The following is a 16,072-nucleotide window of genomic DNA, read 5'->3' on the forward strand; positions in this document are numbered from 1 at the left end:
GCGCGCCCGCAGGGCGGCCGTCTCTCCTGTCCCAGGATCGAGCCGTAAACTATCAGGAACCTTGCCTGATAAAAAGCCCGCGTCGGAGGACGCCACGGTGATCTGGAAGGATTCCGCCATGCCCGCCTCCCCGAGCACCGCCCGGGCCATCAACGACCGGCTCGCCCTGCGGCTCCTCCAGCAGGACGGCCCCTTGACGGCCACTCAGCTCAAAGCGTCGACCGGGCTCTCCCGCCCGACCGTCGCCGACCTGGTCGAACGGTTGCAGGACGCCGGCCTGATCGAAGTGGTCGGCGAGGCCGGCGCCGAACGCCGGGGGCCCAACGCCCGGCTCTACGGAATCGTCGCGGACCGCGCCCAGCTCGCCGCGCTCGACGTGCGCACCGGCAGCGTCTCGGTGATCGTCGCGGATCTCCTCGGCCGCACGCTCGCCGAGGCGAGCGTGCCCATCGGCGACACCGGCACCGCCGTCGAGCGGGCGGTCGCCCTGCTGGAACGCACCGCCCGCGAGGCGGGTGACGCCCCCCTGCACAGCGTCGGCATCGGCGCCCCCGGACTGATCGACCCCGCCACCGGGGAGCTGCGGGTCACCATCGGACTGCCCTCCTGGCACCGGGAGTTGGTGGCCTCCCTCCAGCAACACCTCTCCGCACGGGTGCTCGTGGAGAACGAGACCAACCTCGCCGCCGTTGCCGAACGCCGGGTCGGAGCCGCCCGCGACCGGTCGACGTTCGCCCTCTTCTGGCTCGGCCACGCCGTCGGTGCCGCCCTCATGCTCGACGGCACCCTGCGCCGGGGCGCCTCCGGAGGTGCCGGGGAGATCGGTTTCATGCCCGTACCCGGGGCGGTCGGCCCTCTCTCGGCCGCCACCTGCGAAGGGGGCTTCCACTCGCTCGTGGGCTCGGAGGCCATCTGCGCGCTCGCCGTCTCGCACGGCATGGAACCGCCGCGCGCCCGCCCCGACACCCCGGAGGCGCGGTACGCGGTCACCGGCGCCGAGCAGGGCTTCGCAGCCGCGGCGGCCGTCCACGACGCCCTCGCCGGGGCGAAGGGCGGGGACGGCTTCCTGAGCGCCCTCGCCGAGCGCATCGCCCTGGGCGCCGCCTCCGTCGTCTCGGTCGTGGACCCCGGCTGCCTGGTCCTCGCCGGAGAGGTCGGGCACGCCGGGGGAACCGGGCTCGCCGCCCTGGTCGAGGACCGGCTCGCCACCATGTCCCCGCTGCGCACCGAGGTCAGGGCGGGTGAGCTGGGCGGTACGGCGATCCTGCGCGGCGCCCTCTTCACGGCCCGGGAGTCCGCGCAGGACGCGCTCTTCGCCCCGGCCGCCCCCTGACCCCCGGCCGGACGCGACGGAGGCGCACCGGCCGGGGCCGGGAAACGTCACGGAACGTGCGCTGTGAGCCAGCGCACAGCTACCCCCCTGCTGGCCCGGGGCAACTCGTGGCAGACTGATGGGGTACCAGCAGCAGCGCACTCCGGGGTCGGTGTAATTCCGAACCGGCGGTTATAGTCCGCGACCCGTCCGCATCCAGCGGCCGGTTGACCAGGTGAGATTCCTGGACCGACGGTGAAAGTCCGGATGGGAGGCAGTGCGCGGCGGGCCGTATCGGGTATGCCGCCGTGGGCGGACGCGGGTTCCGGAGCATTCCGGCCCACGCGTCCGGATTCCCGCGGACCAGGCGTTTCTCCCGTCGCGTTCCGCTTCTTCTGTCGTCACCGACAGGCCCCGGAGTCCGTGCCCGAAGAGGCAGGAGGACCCGGTGGCACCCGCAGCCGACATCACCGCCGTGCGACGAGCGACCCCGCTCGCCACCCGCGGCCCCGGCTCCCCGCGCCCCGCCCCGGTCGTCGCAGGCGTATGCGCCGCCGACCGCCCCGCCCCGGTCGTGGCACGCGTCCCCGCCGACGCAGCCGGCCGGCGGCGACTCCACCGCAGCGCCCCCGGAACGCGCACCCGGACGCGCCCTCCGCGCCGGACCGGCGGACAGGCCCGCGCCGGCGCCGCGCACCTCACCGGAATCCCCACGGCCGTCCGGGCGTTGCGGCCCGATGTGACCGGGACCGTGCGCGTCGGCCCCGGCCTCCGAACCACCCTCGTCCGCACCACCGCCCCCGCGGCTTCCACCGCTCGGAAGGGAAACTAGTGTTCACCGGAATTGTCGAAGAACTGGGCGAGGTCACCGCCGTCGAGAAGCTCGACGACGCCTCCCGCTTCCGGCTGCGCGGCCCCGTCGTCACCGAGGGCGCCAAGCACGGTGACTCCATCGCCGTCAACGGTGTCTGCCTGACCGTCGTGGAGACCGGCGAGCACGAGTTCACCGCCGACGTCATGGCCGAGACGCTCAACCGCTCCAGTCTCGGCGCACTCACCGCGGGCTCCCGGGTCAACCTGGAGCGTCCGATGGCGCTCGGCGGACGGCTCGGCGGCCACCTCGTGCAGGGCCACGTGGACGGCACCGGTCACATCGTCGCCCGAACCCCGTCGGAGCACTGGGAGATCGTCAAGGTCTCACTCCCCGCCGAACTCGCCCGGTACGTCGTGGAGAAGGGCTCGATCACCGTCGACGGGGTGAGCCTGACCGTCGTCGACGCCGCGCCCGACCACTTCACCGTCAGCCTCATCCCCACCACGCTCGCGTTGACCACGCTCGGCCTCAAGCAGCCCGGCGACCCGGTCAACCTGGAGGTGGACGTGCTCGCCAAGTACGTCGAGCGCCTGCTCGGCGACCGTGTGGAGAACCAGCGCGACGCGGACGGGGAGGGAGCGCGGTGAATCCCGCCGACTGGCTCAACTCCGAGGCCTTCACCCTCCTCGACCAGCACATCAAGTGGTCGGACATGATCGGCAACACGATCGGCCTGGCCGCCCTGGCGCTCGGCTGGAAGCGTTCCGTCTGGACCTGGCCCGCCCAGCTGCTGTCCGGCGCGATCCTGCTCTTCGCCTTCGCCTCCGCCCACCTCTCGGGCAGCGCCGGCAAGCAGCTCGTGGTCATCGTCGTCTCGCTGCTCGGCTGGTACTCCTGGACCCGCGGCACGCAGCGGGCCCAGGACGGTTCCATAGCCGTACGGTTCGCCACCTGGCGCGAACGCGGCGTGCTGGCCGCGGGCGCGGTCGTCGGCACCCTCGCCGTCGGCGGCCTGTTCACCGCCTTCCCCGAGCTGTCCTGGGACCCGTGGCCGGACGCGTACGTCTTCGTCGGCACCATCGTCGCGATGTACGCCCAGGCGCGCGGCATGGTCGAGTTCTGGTTCGCCTGGCTGCTGGTGGACCTGGTCGGCGTCCCGCTGAACTTCGCCAACGGCTTCGCCTTCTCCGGATTCGTCTACGTCATCTACGGGGCCCTGGTCCTGTGGGGCATGCGCGACTGGTGGCTGCGTACGCGCACCCCCGGTCTGGAAGGAGCCGCCGCATGACCGCCCGGTCCACCAACCCGCAGCACCACGAGCGTGACCTCGCGCTCGACCCCGTCGAGCAGGCGATCCGTGACATCGCCGCGGGCCGCCCCGTGGTGGTCGTCGACGACGAGGACCGCGAGAACGAGGGCGACCTCGTCATCGCGGCCGAGAAGGCCACCCCCGAGGTCATCGCCTTCATGATGAGCGAGTGCCGCGGCCTGATCTGCGCACCCATGGAGAACGACGAGCTGGAGCGGCTCGAACTCCCGCAGATGGTCGAGCACAACACCGAGTCGATGAAGACCGCCTTCACCGTCTCCGTGGACGCCTCCGCCGCTTACGGCGTCACCACCGGCATCTCCGCCGCCGACCGCGCCACCACCCTGCGGATGCTCGCCGGCGGCACGGCCGGCCCCGGCGACTTCGTCCGGCCCGGCCACGTCTTCCCGCTGCGCGCCCGCGCCGGCGGCGTACTCGTCCGCAACGGCCACACCGAGGCCGCCGTCGACCTCGCCCGGCTGGCCGGTCTGCGTCCGGTCGGCGCGATCGTCGAGATCGCGGGCGAGGACGGCGTCATGCTGCGGCTGCCCGAACTCGTGCCGTTCGCCCGCAAGCACGGGCTGACGATCATCTCCATCGAGGACTTGATCGCGTACCGCCGCCGCGCCGAACCGACCGTCCGGCGCGAGGCCGAGGTGCGGCTGCCGACGGCCTTCGGCGACTTCACCGCCCACGGCTACCGTTCCCTCACCGACGGCGTCGAGCACGTCGCCCTGGTCCACGGCGACCTCGGCGACGGAGCGGACGTCCTCGTCCGCATCCACTCCGAGTGCCTCACCGGTGACATCTTCCAGTCCCAGCGCTGCGACTGCGGCCCCCAGTTGCAGGCCTCCATGGAGCGGGTGACCGCCGAGGGCCGGGGCGTCGTCGTCTACCTCCGCGGCCACGAGGGCCGGGGCATCGGCCTGCTCCAGAAACTGCGCGCGTACGAACTCCAGGAGCGCGGCTCCGACACCCTCGACGCCAACCTGGAACTCGGCCTGCCCGCCGACGCCCGCGACTACGCCGCCGGTGCGCAGATCCTCGAGGACCTCGGGGTGCGCAGCCTGCGGTTGATGACCAACAACCCCGACAAGACGGCCGCGGTGGTCCGGCACGGACTCGTCGTCAACGGCCGCGAGCCGATGCCCGTCCAGGCCGGCGAGCACAACCTCGGCTACCTGCGCACCAAGCGCGACCGGATGGGGCACGACCTGCCCTGGCTCGACGGCGTGCCGGCCTCGACCTGCGGCAACCAGTAGACCCACCACCACCCCACCGACCAGAGTGACGGAAAAGGGAGAGACATGAGCGGCAAGGGCGCACCCGAACTGTCCGTGAGCAACTGCGAGGACCTCCGCGTGGCGGTCGTCGCCGCCCAGTGGCACGAGAAGGTCATGGACGGACTCGTCGACGGCGCCCTGCGCGCGCTCGGCGAACTCGGCATCCAGGAGCCGACCCTGCTGCGCGTCCCGGGCAGCTTCGAGCTCCCGGTCGTCGCCAAGGTCCTCGCCGGACGCGGCTACGACGCGGTCGTCGCCCTCGGCGTGATCATCCGCGGCGGTACCCCGCACTTCGAGTACGTCTCCCAGGGCGTCACCGTCGGCCTCACCCAGGTCACCGTCGACACCGGCGTCCCCGTCGGATTCGGCGTCCTCACCTGCGACACCGAGGAGCAGGCGCTGGACCGGGCCGGCCTGGAAGGGTCCGCGGAGGACAAGGGCCACGAAGCGGTCACCGCCGCCGTCGCCACCGCCACCACGCTGCGCAGCGTCAGCGAACCCTGGCGCTGAGGGCGGCCGAAGACCCCGTATTCTAGGGACCATCATGGCCAACAAAACCTTCGAAGAACTCTTCGCCGAGCTGACGCTCAAGGCCGCGGACGGCGACCCCTCCACCTCGCGCACCGCCGAACTGGTGGGCAAGGGGGTCCATGCCATCGGCAAGAAGGTCGTCGAGGAGGCCGCCGAGGTCTGGATGGCCGCCGAGTACGAGGGCAAGGAAGCCGCCGCCGAGGAGATCTCGCAGCTGCTCTACCACGTCCAGGTGATGATGGTCGCGCGCGGGATCTCCCTCGACGACGTCTACGCCCACCTCTGAGCACCGCCCCGCACGACACCGCCGCCGCACCCCGGCAGCGCCTCCGCACGCCCGCAGAACCGTCCGCACGCTCCTCCGTACGAAGGAAACCCGAGCTCATGCTGCGCATCGCCGTTCCCAACAAGGGTTCACTCTCCGGGCCTGCGATGGCGATGCTCCATGAGGCCGGCTACCAGCAGCGCAAGGAGTCGAAGGAGCTCGTCCTCGTCGACCCCGTCAACGAGGTCGAGTTCTTCTACCTGCGGCCCCGGGACATCGCGATCTACGTGAGCTCCGGCCGTCTCGACATCGGCATCACCGGCCGCGACCTGCTGCTCGACTCCGGGGCCGACGCCGAGGAGATCCTCCAGCTCGGCTTCGCCCGCTCGACCTTCCGGTACGCCACCAAGCCCGGGACCGCCGAGGGCCCGCAGGACTTCGACGGGATGACGATCGCCACCTCCTACGAGGGCATCGTCGCCAAGCACCTCGCCGACGCCGGCGTCAGCGCCTCCGTCGTCCACCTCGACGGCGCGGTCGAGACCGCCATCGAGCTCGGGGTCGCCCAGGTCATCGCCGACGTGGTCGAGACCGGCACCAGCATGCGCAACGCCGGGCTCGAGGTGATCGGCGAGCCGATCATGAAGTCCGAGGCCGTCGTCATCCGCCGCACCGGCGCCGACGCCGAGGAGCCCAAGGTCCAGCAGTTCCTCCGCCGCCTCCAGGGCGTCCTGGTGGCCCGGACGTACGTGATGATGGACTACGACTGCCGCGTCGAGCACCTGGAGCGCGCGGTCGCCCTCACCCCCGGCCTGGAGTCGCCGACCGTCTCCCCGCTGCACCACGAGGGCTGGGTCGCCGTCCGCTCCATGGTCGCCTCCCGCGAGGCACAGCGGATCATGGACGACCTGTACGAGCTCGGCGCCCGCGCCATCCTCACCACGGCCATCCACGCCTGCCGGCTCTGACGACAGGCCGGGCCCGCACCCGAACCCGAGTAGAGGACAGAAGGATCCGATGTCCGCTTCCGCTCCCCGGACCGAAACCCCCGCCCTCCCGGTCACCTTCCGGCCGGGTCTCACCCGGCTGGTCCTGCTCGCCATCGCGCTGGCGCTCTTCGCCGTCATCACGGTGGTGGCACTGATGCTGGAGAGCCTCGGTCCGGGGGACCGGGTGACGTTCGTCGTCTTCGCCGCCCTCTTCTCCGGGGTGCTGGTCCTGCTCGCCCGGCCCAGGATCACGGCCGACGAGGAGGGGGTGACCGTCGTCAATCTCACCCGGACGCACCGGCTCGCCTGGGAGCAGATCCTCCAGGTCAACCTGAGGGTCGGAGACCCCTGGCTCTTCCTCGGCCTCAGCGACGGCACCAGCCTGCCCGCGCTCGGCATCCAGCCCGGTCTCTCCAAGCGGCGGGCCGTCCAGGACGCCGAAGCCCTCCGCGGCCTCGTCGCGTCGCGGGGCACCGCCGTCGAAGCGGGCTGACGCGCGCGGACCCCGCCCGGGGCCCGCGGTCGAAGCGTGCGACCGGCGGGGGCACCGCGCCCGGTTGTGCACGGGGCGCCCGGCGGATGGCCGTGAGCCCCCTGCCCGGACGCGCCGATTGTTGACTACTCTGGAGTCCGGCGGCGCCGAGTGGCGCCCCGCCCCGCCCATACGGTCCGCAGACCGGCGGGGCTCTTCCTGCGACCCGAGGAGTGACTCCTTCCAGCAATGGACGGATCGTCCGGTAGTATCTGCGCCGCCCCTTCCCCGGAGGCGGCGGCATGACCACCCCCCTGCTGCTGCTCATCGCGGCATTCCTTCTCATCCTGGCCAACGGGTTCTTCGTGGCGGCCGAGTTCGGCCTCGTCACCGTCGAGCGACCCGAGGCCGAACGCGCGGCCGACGAAGGCGACCGGCGCGCGCGCACCGTCGTCGAGGCGCTGCGCGAACTCTCCTTCCAGCTCTCCGGCACCCAGCTCGGCATCACCATCACCTCGCTGGTCGTCGGCATGCTCGCCGAACCCGCGCTCGCCCAGCTCTTCACCGGACCGCTCACCGCCACGGGCCTGCCCTCCGGGGCCGTGCCCACCGTCAGCGTGGTGATCGGCATGCTGCTCGCCTCCGCCGTGCAGATGGTCATCGGCGAGCTGGTGCCCAAGAACTGGGCCGTCTCCAAGCCCCTCCAGGTCGCCCGGTTCGTGGCGGGCCCCCAGCGCCGCTTCACCACCGCGCTCCGCCCGGTGATCACGGCGCTGAACACGCTCGCCAACCGGCTGGTCCGTCTGCTGGGCGTCGAGCCCACCGACGAACTCGCCTCCGCACGCACGCCCGGCGAGCTGGTTTCGCTGGCCCGGCACTCCGCGGAGGCCGGCACCCTGGAACAGGACACCGCCGACCTCTTCGTACGGACCCTGTCGCTCGGCGGCCTCACCGCCCAGCACGTCATGACCCCCAGGGTCCGGGTCAGCGCCCTCCAGTCGTCCGCCACCGCCGCCGACGTCCTCAACCTGACCCGCGCCACCGGCCTCTCCCGCTTCCCGGTCTACCGGGAACGTATCGACGAGGTCGTCGGCATGGTCCACCTCAAGGACGCCCTCGCGGTCCCGGCCGCCGACCGGCTGCGCACGCCGGCCGGCCGGATCGCCGTACCGCCGCTGCTGGTCCCCGAGTCGCTGCCCGTCGAACAACTGCTCCAGCGGCTCCGCAACGAGCAGCCGATAGCCGTCGTCGTCGACGAGTACGGCGGTACCGCCGGGGTCGTCACGCTGGAGGACATCATCGAGGAGCTCGTCGGCGAGGTCCGCGACGAGCACGACGGCGAAGGCGCCGACCGGCCCGAGCTGGTCCCCGTCACCGGCGAGGACGGCCGCCCCGCGTGGGACGCCGACGGCAGCTGCCGTGTCCTGAGCCTGCGCCGGATAGGCCTCGACGTGCCCGACGGGCCGTACGAGACCGTCGCCGGACTCGTCGCCGACCTGCTCGGACGCATCCCGGCCCCCGGCGACCGCACCGAACTGCCCGGCTGGCGGCTCGCCGTCCGCCAAGTGGGCCACTACCGCGCCGAACAGGTCCGCTTCGTCCGCACGGCGGACGTGTCCGGACAGCCGGACGGTACGCACCTCCCGGACGACGCCCGCTCCGCGGCCCCCGGCCGGACCCTGCAGGAGGCCACCCGATGAGCCTGCTCCAACTGGTCTTCGCCGGACTGCTCGTCCTGGCGAACGGCTTCTTCGTCGGCGCCGAGTTCGCGCTCGTCTCGGTCCGCCGCAGCCAGGTCGAACCGCTCGCCGCGAGCGGGTCGGCCCGCGCCCGCCAGGTGCTGTACGGCCTGGAGAACCTCCCGCAGATGATGGCCGCCGCACAGTTCGGCATCACCGTCTGCTCCCTCACCCTGGGCGCCGTCGCCGAGCCGACCGTCGCCCATCTCTTGGAACCCCTCTTCCACGCGGCACACGTGCCCGAGGGCCTCGTCCACCCCCTCGGCTACGCCCTCGCCCTCGTCTTCGTGGTCGTGCTCCACCTCGTCATCGGCGAGATGGTCCCCAAGAACCTCGCGATGGCCGCCCCGGAGAAGACCGCGCTCTGGCTCAGCCCCACCCTGGTGGGCTTCGCCCGCCTCTGCCGCCCGGTCACCGCGGCGCTCGGCGCCTGCGCCCGGCTGGTGCTGAAGCTCTTCCGGGTCGAGCCCAGGGACGAGGTCGAGGCCGTCTTCACCAGCGAACAGCTCAACCGCCTGGTGGAGGACTCCGGTCAGGCCGGACTGCTGGAGCCGGAGGCACAGGAACGTCTGGAAGACGCCCTGGAGCTCGGCAGCCGGCTCGTCACCGACGTGCTCCTGGACAACGCCTCGCTGGTGACGGTCGACCCGTCCGTCACCCCGCGCCGGATCGAGGAGCTCACCGTACGGACCGGCTTCTCGCGCTTCCCGGTCCGCGCCGAGCGCGGCGGCCCGTTCATGGGCTACCTGCACGTCAAGGACGTCCTCGACCTGGAGGACGGCGAGCGCGCCGTGCCCCAGCAGGTCTGGCGCCCGATGGCGACCGTACGGGCCGAGCTCCCGCTCGACGACGCCCTGACCGTGATGCGACGGGCGGCGACCCATCTCGCCCAGGTCGCCGACGCGCAGGGCAAGGTCCTCGGACTCGTCGCCCTGGAGGACGTGCTGGAGACGCTGGTGGGCGAGGTCCGCGACCCCGCCCACCGGGTGTCCGTACCGCGCCGGACGGTCGACGTGCCCCCCGGGCACCTGCCGCACGAGCCGAAGGCCATGGCCGACATCGGCTGACGGGGTACGCCGGACGGACCCGGGACCCGGGCCCGTCCGGCGTACCTGCCTCACGCGCCGGGTGCCTCCGTCGGGCCCCGTCCCACCGGTCCCCGGCCGGAGAGCACCTCGCCGTACGCCTGCATGAGGTCCGGCAGCCGCAGCGTCGCCAGATCGTCCCGCGTCGGGGTCGCGGCGTACCCGGAGAGCCTCAGGTCGCGGTAGGCGCAGCTCTTCTCGTACAGGGTGCGCAGGAAACGGCCGTTGCCCAGTTCGTCGATCCACCCCTGCTCGACGACGTGACCGCTGATGCTGCGGAGCTCGTCCAGCGCCTCCTCGTCCCAGCGGTCGCCGTCGGCGGCGGCCAGGACCCCGCCGATCGCGGTGAGTTCGAGCGGCCGGTAGCTCGGGAAGTCGACCCGGCTGGTGAACCGCGAGGAGAGCCCCGGGTTGGCGGCCAGCAACCGGTCCATGCCCTCCGGATAGCCGGCGAGGATGACCACGAGATGGTCGCGGTTGTCCTCGGCCCGCTTCAACAGGACCTGGAGCGCCTCGTCGCCGTAGGCGTCGCCCTTGCTGTAACCGGAGTTGGCGAGGCTGTACGCCTCGTCCACGAAGAGCACCCCGCCCAGCGCCGAGTCGATCAGCTCGTTGGCCTTGACCGCGGTCTGACCGAGGAACTCGCCCACCAGGTCGGAGCGCTGGGCCTCCACCAGGTGGTCGCCCCCCAGCAGACCCAAGGCGTAGAAGACCCGGCCCAGGATGCGGGCCACCGTCGTCTTCCCCGTACCCGAGGGGCCGGAGAACACGAAGTGCCGCTTGGGCGGCTGGACGGGGAGCCCCTGCTCGGCCCGCAGCCGCGCCATGTTCAGCTGTGCGGAGAGCGCCTTCACCTGCCGCTTGACCGGATCCAGCCCGACCATCCGCTCCAGCTCGGCCAGCGCCTCGGCCAGCAGGGCCGGATCGCTCGGCCCGGCGGGCAGCACCGTACGCCCCGTGCGGCCGGGGCCGGCGCGTTTGACACGCGCACCCTCCGGGGCGGCCGTGGCCACGGGGGAGACCGGCCCGAGCTGCTCGCCGCCCAGCCAGGGATCGCGGCCGTCCCCCCGATCCGTCCCGAGCAGCGCGTCGCCCTCCGGCTGGGACTCGGCGCCGACCTCGTCCGTGCCGTAACCGCTCAGGGCGGCCGGGGCGAGTCCGGCCGGCTCGTCGAACGCGTCGTGATCGGTGATGGCCGCCAGCCGGGCCGAGGTGTCCATGAACGAGGGGTCCACCCGGTGCACCGCCCGGTACAGGGGCAGCGCCGCTGCGCTGCGCCCGGTCCCCTCGTGCGCCCGCGCCAGCCAGTACCGCAGCTCCTTGCGCTGCGGCTGCTCACTGCGACAGCGCATCAGGGCCGCGGAGAGCAAGGGCTCGGCCTGCCCGTACATCTCCAGCCGGACCCGGGCCATACCGCCGAAGAGACGCGCTTCGATCCCGAGCAGCGGATCGTCGACGAGCCGCTCGGTACAACGGACCAACTGCTCCCAGTCCTTGGCGAGGTAGGCCCGGCACGCGTGCAGGAAGCGCACCTGGGCGTCCGTGTCGACCGGCCCGAGCCCGGCCAGCGCCCGGTCCAGCTCTGGCACGTGGCGACCGTCCAGCCAGTGCGAGGCGTGGGCCAGCAGCAGCTCGCGCGGAGTCTCCAGGACGGGCTGCACCCACCAGCCGAGCCAGTACCAGGAGTTGAGCGTGCGTTTGTGCCGGGTGCGCTGTTCGCCGAAGCGGTCGCGGTACCGGTACATGTTCAGCAGGGCGGTGGTGGTGTCGATCCGCAGCGCGTGGAGGCCCAGCCAGCCGTCCGCCATGCCGGGATCGAGCCGTACCGCGGCCCGGAATTCCTCCTCGGCATGGGGGTACGCGCCCATGGTGTAGGCGTCCACTCCCCGCAGCCAGGCCAGTTCGGCAGGGGCGTGCGCGCCCTGCGTGCCGATGTCCATCAGGTCCCCCACACGACTGTGCCCCAGGATGTCCCGCCCGCACAGCATGCCCACGAAGGCGTTCCGAATCACCGTTTCGCGGAAGGGAATTGACCGAGTCGTCGGAGATCGTACCCAGCGCGGAAGGACACGGGAACGGTGCCGTTCGTGACGGACGGTGAAGGAAGGGGTCCGTGTGGTGCGCGTGCGGGGGAGCGGTGGACAGAACGAAGCCCCCGATCACGGGGGAACAACCGGGGGCTTCGTGTCCTGGGAGGGCTCCGAAAAGCCTCACATTGAGAACGTAAGACCTGTAAGCCCCGCCGGTCAAGCCGAGTTGGAACATGCGCCTGGCGATTTCCAGTGCCTCAACCGGATGACCTGCCGCCTTCACCCTCCGTGAGATTCCGGGGCGCGGCCGCAGCCACCCGGGGCCCGTCCAGCCACTCGTATCCCTCGGACACCTGGCGTACCAGCGCATCCGCGTACGGCCGGGAGGGGTCTTCGGCGAAGTGCCGTTCCTCCGCGACCGTCCAGCCGTCCCAGAAACCGCGCAGTGCCGCCCCGTCCCGCCGCCGGCCGCGCTCCCAGGACGTGTCGCGGTCCATCTCCATCCACCACAACGCGGCCAGCCGGGACCGCAGGAGACGGCGTCCGGCCCCCACCCCCTCGATCAGCACCACCGGAGCGGGCGCCAGGGTACGGGGCGGCCCGAACCGCCGGGCGGTCCAGTCGTAGGGGGCGTACCGCGCCGGCTCCCCGCGCGAGAGCGGCCGCAGCACCTGCTCGCGCAGCCGGTCCGTCCACGCGAACAACTCCGCGTGGGTGGCCAGATCGTCCAGCCGGAGCAGAGGAGCGCCGCCCAGAGCCTCGGCGAGCCGGGTCGCCAGGGTGCTCTTCCCCGAACCCGCGTGCCCGTCGATCGCCACGAGCCGTACCGGACCGCAGGACGGCGGGAGGGAGAGGAGGCCGCGGGCACGCCCGGCCAGGTCGTTCATCCCCCCAGGGTACGGGGCCCGGGAGAGACCGGTCCGGGTCGGGGCCGGACCCCACCCGGCCCCACGGAAGCCGCCGCAGGTCACGCCAGTGGTCCAGTCCCATGTTGCTCCGTCCGCGCGGGGCGAATCACTGGCCCGGCGGGGGCGGGACCCGCGATAGTTGGCGCACTGATCGCCGTCGTACCCGCGCCCCGCACCCGCTGCGCACCCTCGCCCGCCCCCGACCCGGGAGTTCCGACCATGACCGGACCGACCAACCGCAGGACCGTCCTCGCCGCCCTCGCGGCCGTCGCCGCCACTTCCGCGGTGGCCTCCGCCGGACCCGCCTCCGCCGCCGCGGGCTCCGCCTCCCGCCCCGGTGCCCGTCCCACCAGGGCCCCGGAGAGCGCTGTGGACAACCACTTCTGGACCACGTACACCGACTGGCGCTCCGGCTCCGCCGCCGGCACCCGGGCCGTCGCCGGCCACAGGCCGGGCCTGGTGATCGGCGCCCCCGCCGGCACCACCGACCACACCGACCCGCACACCGGGACCACCGCCGCCTGGGAGTACGCCACCTGGACCTCACCGGCGCACCGCAGCGCCGTACCGGCCACCGAGGTGATCGCCTCCTGGAACGCCGACACCCCCGACGGCACCTGGATCCAGATCGAACTCCTCGGCCGCTACTCCGACGGCACCGAGACCCCCTGGTACGTGATGGGCCGCTGGGCGGCGGGGGACACGGACATCCGCCGCACCTCGGTGGACGACCAGACGGACGGCAAGAGCTCCGTCTGGACCGACACCTTCTCGGTCGACGACGCGGCGAGCGGCCTGCGCCTGACCCACTACCGGCTGCGCCTCACCCTCCACCGCACGCCCGGCACCCGCCTCACCCCGACGGTGTGGCGTGTCGGCGCCATGGCCTCGGACGTCCCGGACCGCTTCACCGTCCCGGCGAGCACCCCCGGCGCCGGCAGCGGCCACGAACTCGCGGTGCCCCGCTACTCCCAGAACCTCCACGCGGGGGAGTACCCCGAGTACGACAACGGCGGCGAGGCATGGTGCAGCCCCACCTCCTCGCAGATGATCATCGAGTACTGGGGCCGCAAGCCCACGGCGGAACAGCTCGCCTGGGTCAAGCCCGGCCTCGCCGACCCCCAGATCTGCCACGCGGCGCGCTACACCTTCGACTACCAGTACGACGGCTGCGGCAACTGGCCTTTCAACGCCGCCTACGCCGCCACCTACCGGGACATGTCCTCCGCCGTCACCCGGCTCGGCTCCCTCACCGACGTGGAGAACCTCGTCCGGGCCGGCATCCCGGTCATCACCTCGCAGTCCTTCCTCAAGGAGGAGCTGACGGGCGCCGGGTACGGCACCTCGGGCCACCTGATGACGGTGATCGGCTTCACCGAGGACGGCGACGTCGTCGCCAACGACCCGGCCTCCAAGGACAACGACGCGGTGCGCCGGGTCTACGCCCGCGCGGAGTGGGAGAACATCTGGCTCCGGACCAAGCGGTACGACGCGGCCGGCAAGGTCAGGAGCGGCACGGGCGGGGTCTGCTACCTCTACTGGCCGGCCGATCCGTCTGCCGCCCAGCGCCGCGTTCTGAAGTCCCTCGGACTGGCGTGAGCATGTGAGGTCCCGCGGCCGCTCCGACGGCGCGACGGCGGCGGTCGCGCCCGTCCCCCGTGAGTCGGCCGTAGGGGTCCACCGTCACCTTGGGCGAGCGGTGCCCGAACCCATCGGGTCACCCCGTGGAGCGGGCCACCGCTCGTCAAGGTGAGGGGTGGCCGCGAACGGTCGGGCCGGACCACGTCGTCGACGTGCGTCCCCCTCGGGAAGCCGCTGTCCGGGGCGGGTGTCCGACACCCGGTCCGGCCGCTTCACTCCGCCGAGGTGTCCGCACCGTTCCATTCGCAGAACAGGACGGTGGCGTCGTCGTCCAGCTGTCCCTGGTGGTACTCCATGACGGCGTGCATGAGACGGCGCAGGGTCTCGTCGACCGGCAGGTTGTCGGCGTGGTGGCGGATGATGAAGTCGGTGAAGCGCTCCACACCGAACTCACGGCCGTCCGTGCCGCGGGCTTCGGTGATGCCGTCGGTGAACAGCAGCAGCCGGTCGCCGGGCTCCAACTGTTCGGTGCACTGCTTGATGGGCAGGTTGAACCCGCAGCCCATCGGTCCGGCAGGCGGACAGTGGAGCGTACTGGCCCAGCGGCCGCCGCGGATCAGCACCGGTGGCAGGTGACCGCGGTTGACCCAGCTGAACTTGCCGGTGTCCAGTTCCAGGTCGGCGAGGATACCGGTGGCGTAGCGGCTGTGCCCGAACTGCTCGACCAGGGTGTCCTCGATGGCTGCGCTGGCGTCGGGGATGGTCGCCCCGGCGCGGCGGTGGCTGCGGCAGGTGGCCATCGCCAGGGCCGCGGTCAGGCCGGCGGAGGTGTCGTGGCCCATCGCGTCGAAGACCGCCAGGTGCAGGACGTCGTCGGCCACCGCGTACTCGTAGGCGTCCCCCGCCACCTGGTAGGCCGGTTCCATGAAGGCGCTGACCGTGACCCGCCGGTCGGAGAAGGTGCGCGGCGGCATCATGCTCCACTGCAGTTCCGCCGGTATCCCCATCGGCCGGGTGCGGATCAGCCGGGCGTGGGAGTCGCTGTTGGCCCGCTTGGAAACCAGCAGCAGCCCCGCCACCGACGCCAGCGCCCGCATCACCTCGTCGTCGGGCCTGCCCCCGTCGCGGGGACCTGGCACGATCTGCAGGACCCCCAGGCGTTCGGCGCCGTCCCGCACCGGCACCCAGCACGCCCCGCCACGCGCGGACGCGACGACTTCGGCGATCTGGTAGGCACGGCCCGGCAGCGTTCCTTCGATCCGGAACTCCTCGCCCTCCTCGCCTGCGCTCAGACCGATGCCGGTGACCTCGCGCAGCACCTCCTCCTGGAGATCCGCCACGAACAACCGGGCCCCTCCCGCACCGGCCTCCTTCGCCGCGGAGTCGAGCAAGCGGGGCAACCGCTCGAAGGGGGCCGTGTGACTGGCCTCCAGCAGCCCGGTCAGCGACCGCGCGACGTTCCACTCTTCCGACATCTCTTGTCCCCACAGGTGCACGACCACAAGGGTCCGCGAATCGACGCATGTGCCGCGGAGATCACACGGGACTCAGTCCGAAGGAGCCGTACCGGTGCGACGGGCCCCCGGCGGGGGCCACCAGGGCAATGGTCTGCCCAGTCTCCCACTCTCCGGGCAGTGACCGCGGTCCCTCCTCGGGGAGCCGTGGACCCTCGCACCCCTGGTGACCTGCTCGCCCGCGTCGGCCCATGGCCACCCCGTCGTCACCCGTGTGGGGAACACGACACCGCCCCCTGC

General features: G+C 72.3%; 14 protein-coding genes and 1 riboswitch. Of the genes, 11 read left to right on the forward strand and 3 right to left on the reverse strand.

Annotated elements, in window-relative coordinates; all coding sequences use genetic code 11:
* Positions 1-118: 118 nt before the first annotated feature.
* The 10 genes from PZB77_RS27060 to PZB77_RS27105 all read left to right on the forward strand — a co-directional run bounded on the left by PZB77_RS27060 (position 119) and on the right by PZB77_RS27105 (position 9,781).
* A complete protein-coding gene (locus PZB77_RS27060; protein WP_275495236.1) occupies positions 119-1,333 on the forward strand; it encodes an ROK family transcriptional regulator in 1,215 nt (404 codons plus the stop codon).
* A gap of 133 nt (positions 1,334-1,466) precedes the next feature.
* Positions 1,467-1,597: riboswitch (FMN riboswitch) on the forward strand.
* Between the two features lie 546 nt (positions 1,598-2,143).
* Positions 2,144-2,773, forward strand: a complete 630-nt coding sequence (locus PZB77_RS27065) for a riboflavin synthase (RefSeq protein ID WP_275495237.1) — start codon at positions 2,144-2,146, stop codon at positions 2,771-2,773.
* Positions 2,770-3,414 (forward strand): nicotinamide mononucleotide transporter family protein, encoded by a 645-nt coding sequence (locus PZB77_RS27070; protein ID WP_275495238.1) that lies wholly within the window; start codon positions 2,770-2,772, stop codon positions 3,412-3,414. The genes PZB77_RS27065 and PZB77_RS27070 overlap by 4 nt, the downstream gene beginning before the upstream one ends.
* Positions 3,411-4,697, forward strand: coding sequence for a bifunctional 3,4-dihydroxy-2-butanone-4-phosphate synthase/GTP cyclohydrolase II (locus PZB77_RS27075; protein WP_275495239.1), 1,287 nt, complete (start codon positions 3,411-3,413; stop codon positions 4,695-4,697). The genes PZB77_RS27070 and PZB77_RS27075 overlap by 4 nt, the downstream gene beginning before the upstream one ends.
* A gap of 45 nt (positions 4,698-4,742) precedes the next feature.
* A complete protein-coding gene (gene ribH / locus PZB77_RS27080) occupies positions 4,743-5,228 on the forward strand; it encodes a 6,7-dimethyl-8-ribityllumazine synthase (RefSeq protein WP_275495240.1) in 486 nt (161 codons plus the stop codon).
* A gap of 34 nt (positions 5,229-5,262) precedes the next feature.
* Positions 5,263-5,535 (forward strand): phosphoribosyl-ATP diphosphatase, encoded by a 273-nt coding sequence (locus PZB77_RS27085; protein WP_266702246.1) that lies wholly within the window; start codon positions 5,263-5,265, stop codon positions 5,533-5,535.
* Positions 5,536-5,633: 98 nt separating this feature from the next.
* Positions 5,634-6,482, forward strand: a complete 849-nt coding sequence (gene hisG / locus PZB77_RS27090; protein ID WP_275495241.1) for an ATP phosphoribosyltransferase — start codon at positions 5,634-5,636, stop codon at positions 6,480-6,482.
* 49 nt (positions 6,483-6,531) lie between these two features.
* Positions 6,532-6,996 (forward strand): PH domain-containing protein, encoded by a 465-nt coding sequence (locus PZB77_RS27095; protein ID WP_275495242.1) that lies wholly within the window; start codon positions 6,532-6,534, stop codon positions 6,994-6,996.
* 281 nt (positions 6,997-7,277) lie between these two features.
* On the forward strand, positions 7,278-8,675 hold the full coding sequence (locus PZB77_RS27100) for a hemolysin family protein (protein ID WP_275495243.1): 1,398 nt from the start codon (positions 7,278-7,280) through the stop codon (positions 8,673-8,675).
* Positions 8,672-9,781 carry a hemolysin family protein gene (locus PZB77_RS27105; RefSeq protein WP_275495244.1) on the forward strand — a complete coding sequence of 370 codons (1,110 nt, stop codon included), beginning with the start codon at positions 8,672-8,674 and terminating at the stop codon, positions 9,779-9,781. Before PZB77_RS27100 ends, PZB77_RS27105 begins: the two co-directional genes overlap by 4 nt.
* A gap of 50 nt (positions 9,782-9,831) precedes the next feature.
* On the opposite strand, the gene PZB77_RS27110 is transcribed toward PZB77_RS27105, so the two are convergent.
* Entirely contained in the window at positions 9,832-11,739 is a 1,908-nt protein-coding gene (locus PZB77_RS27110) for an AAA family ATPase (protein WP_275495246.1), read from the reverse strand.
* 347 nt (positions 11,740-12,086) lie between these two features.
* The gene (locus PZB77_RS27115; protein WP_275495248.1) at positions 12,087-12,716 is read right to left on the reverse strand and encodes a hypothetical protein; all 630 of its coding nucleotides are present in this window, start codon (positions 12,714-12,716) and stop codon (positions 12,087-12,089) included.
* Positions 12,717-12,956: 240 nt separating this feature from the next.
* Between PZB77_RS27115 and PZB77_RS27120 the strand changes: the two genes are divergently transcribed.
* Positions 12,957-14,336 (forward strand): peptidase C39 family protein, encoded by a 1,380-nt coding sequence (locus PZB77_RS27120; RefSeq protein WP_275495249.1) that lies wholly within the window; start codon positions 12,957-12,959, stop codon positions 14,334-14,336.
* A gap of 254 nt (positions 14,337-14,590) precedes the next feature.
* On the opposite strand, the gene PZB77_RS27125 is transcribed toward PZB77_RS27120, so the two are convergent.
* A complete protein-coding gene (locus PZB77_RS27125; protein WP_275495250.1) occupies positions 14,591-15,793 on the reverse strand; it encodes a PP2C family protein-serine/threonine phosphatase in 1,203 nt (400 codons plus the stop codon).
* Positions 15,794-16,072 lie beyond the last annotated feature (279 nt).

Origin of the sequence: Streptomyces sp. AM 2-1-1 (genome assembly GCF_029167645.1) — a bacterium.
In the GTDB taxonomy this organism is placed as follows: domain Bacteria; phylum Actinomycetota; class Actinomycetes; order Streptomycetales; family Streptomycetaceae; genus Streptomyces.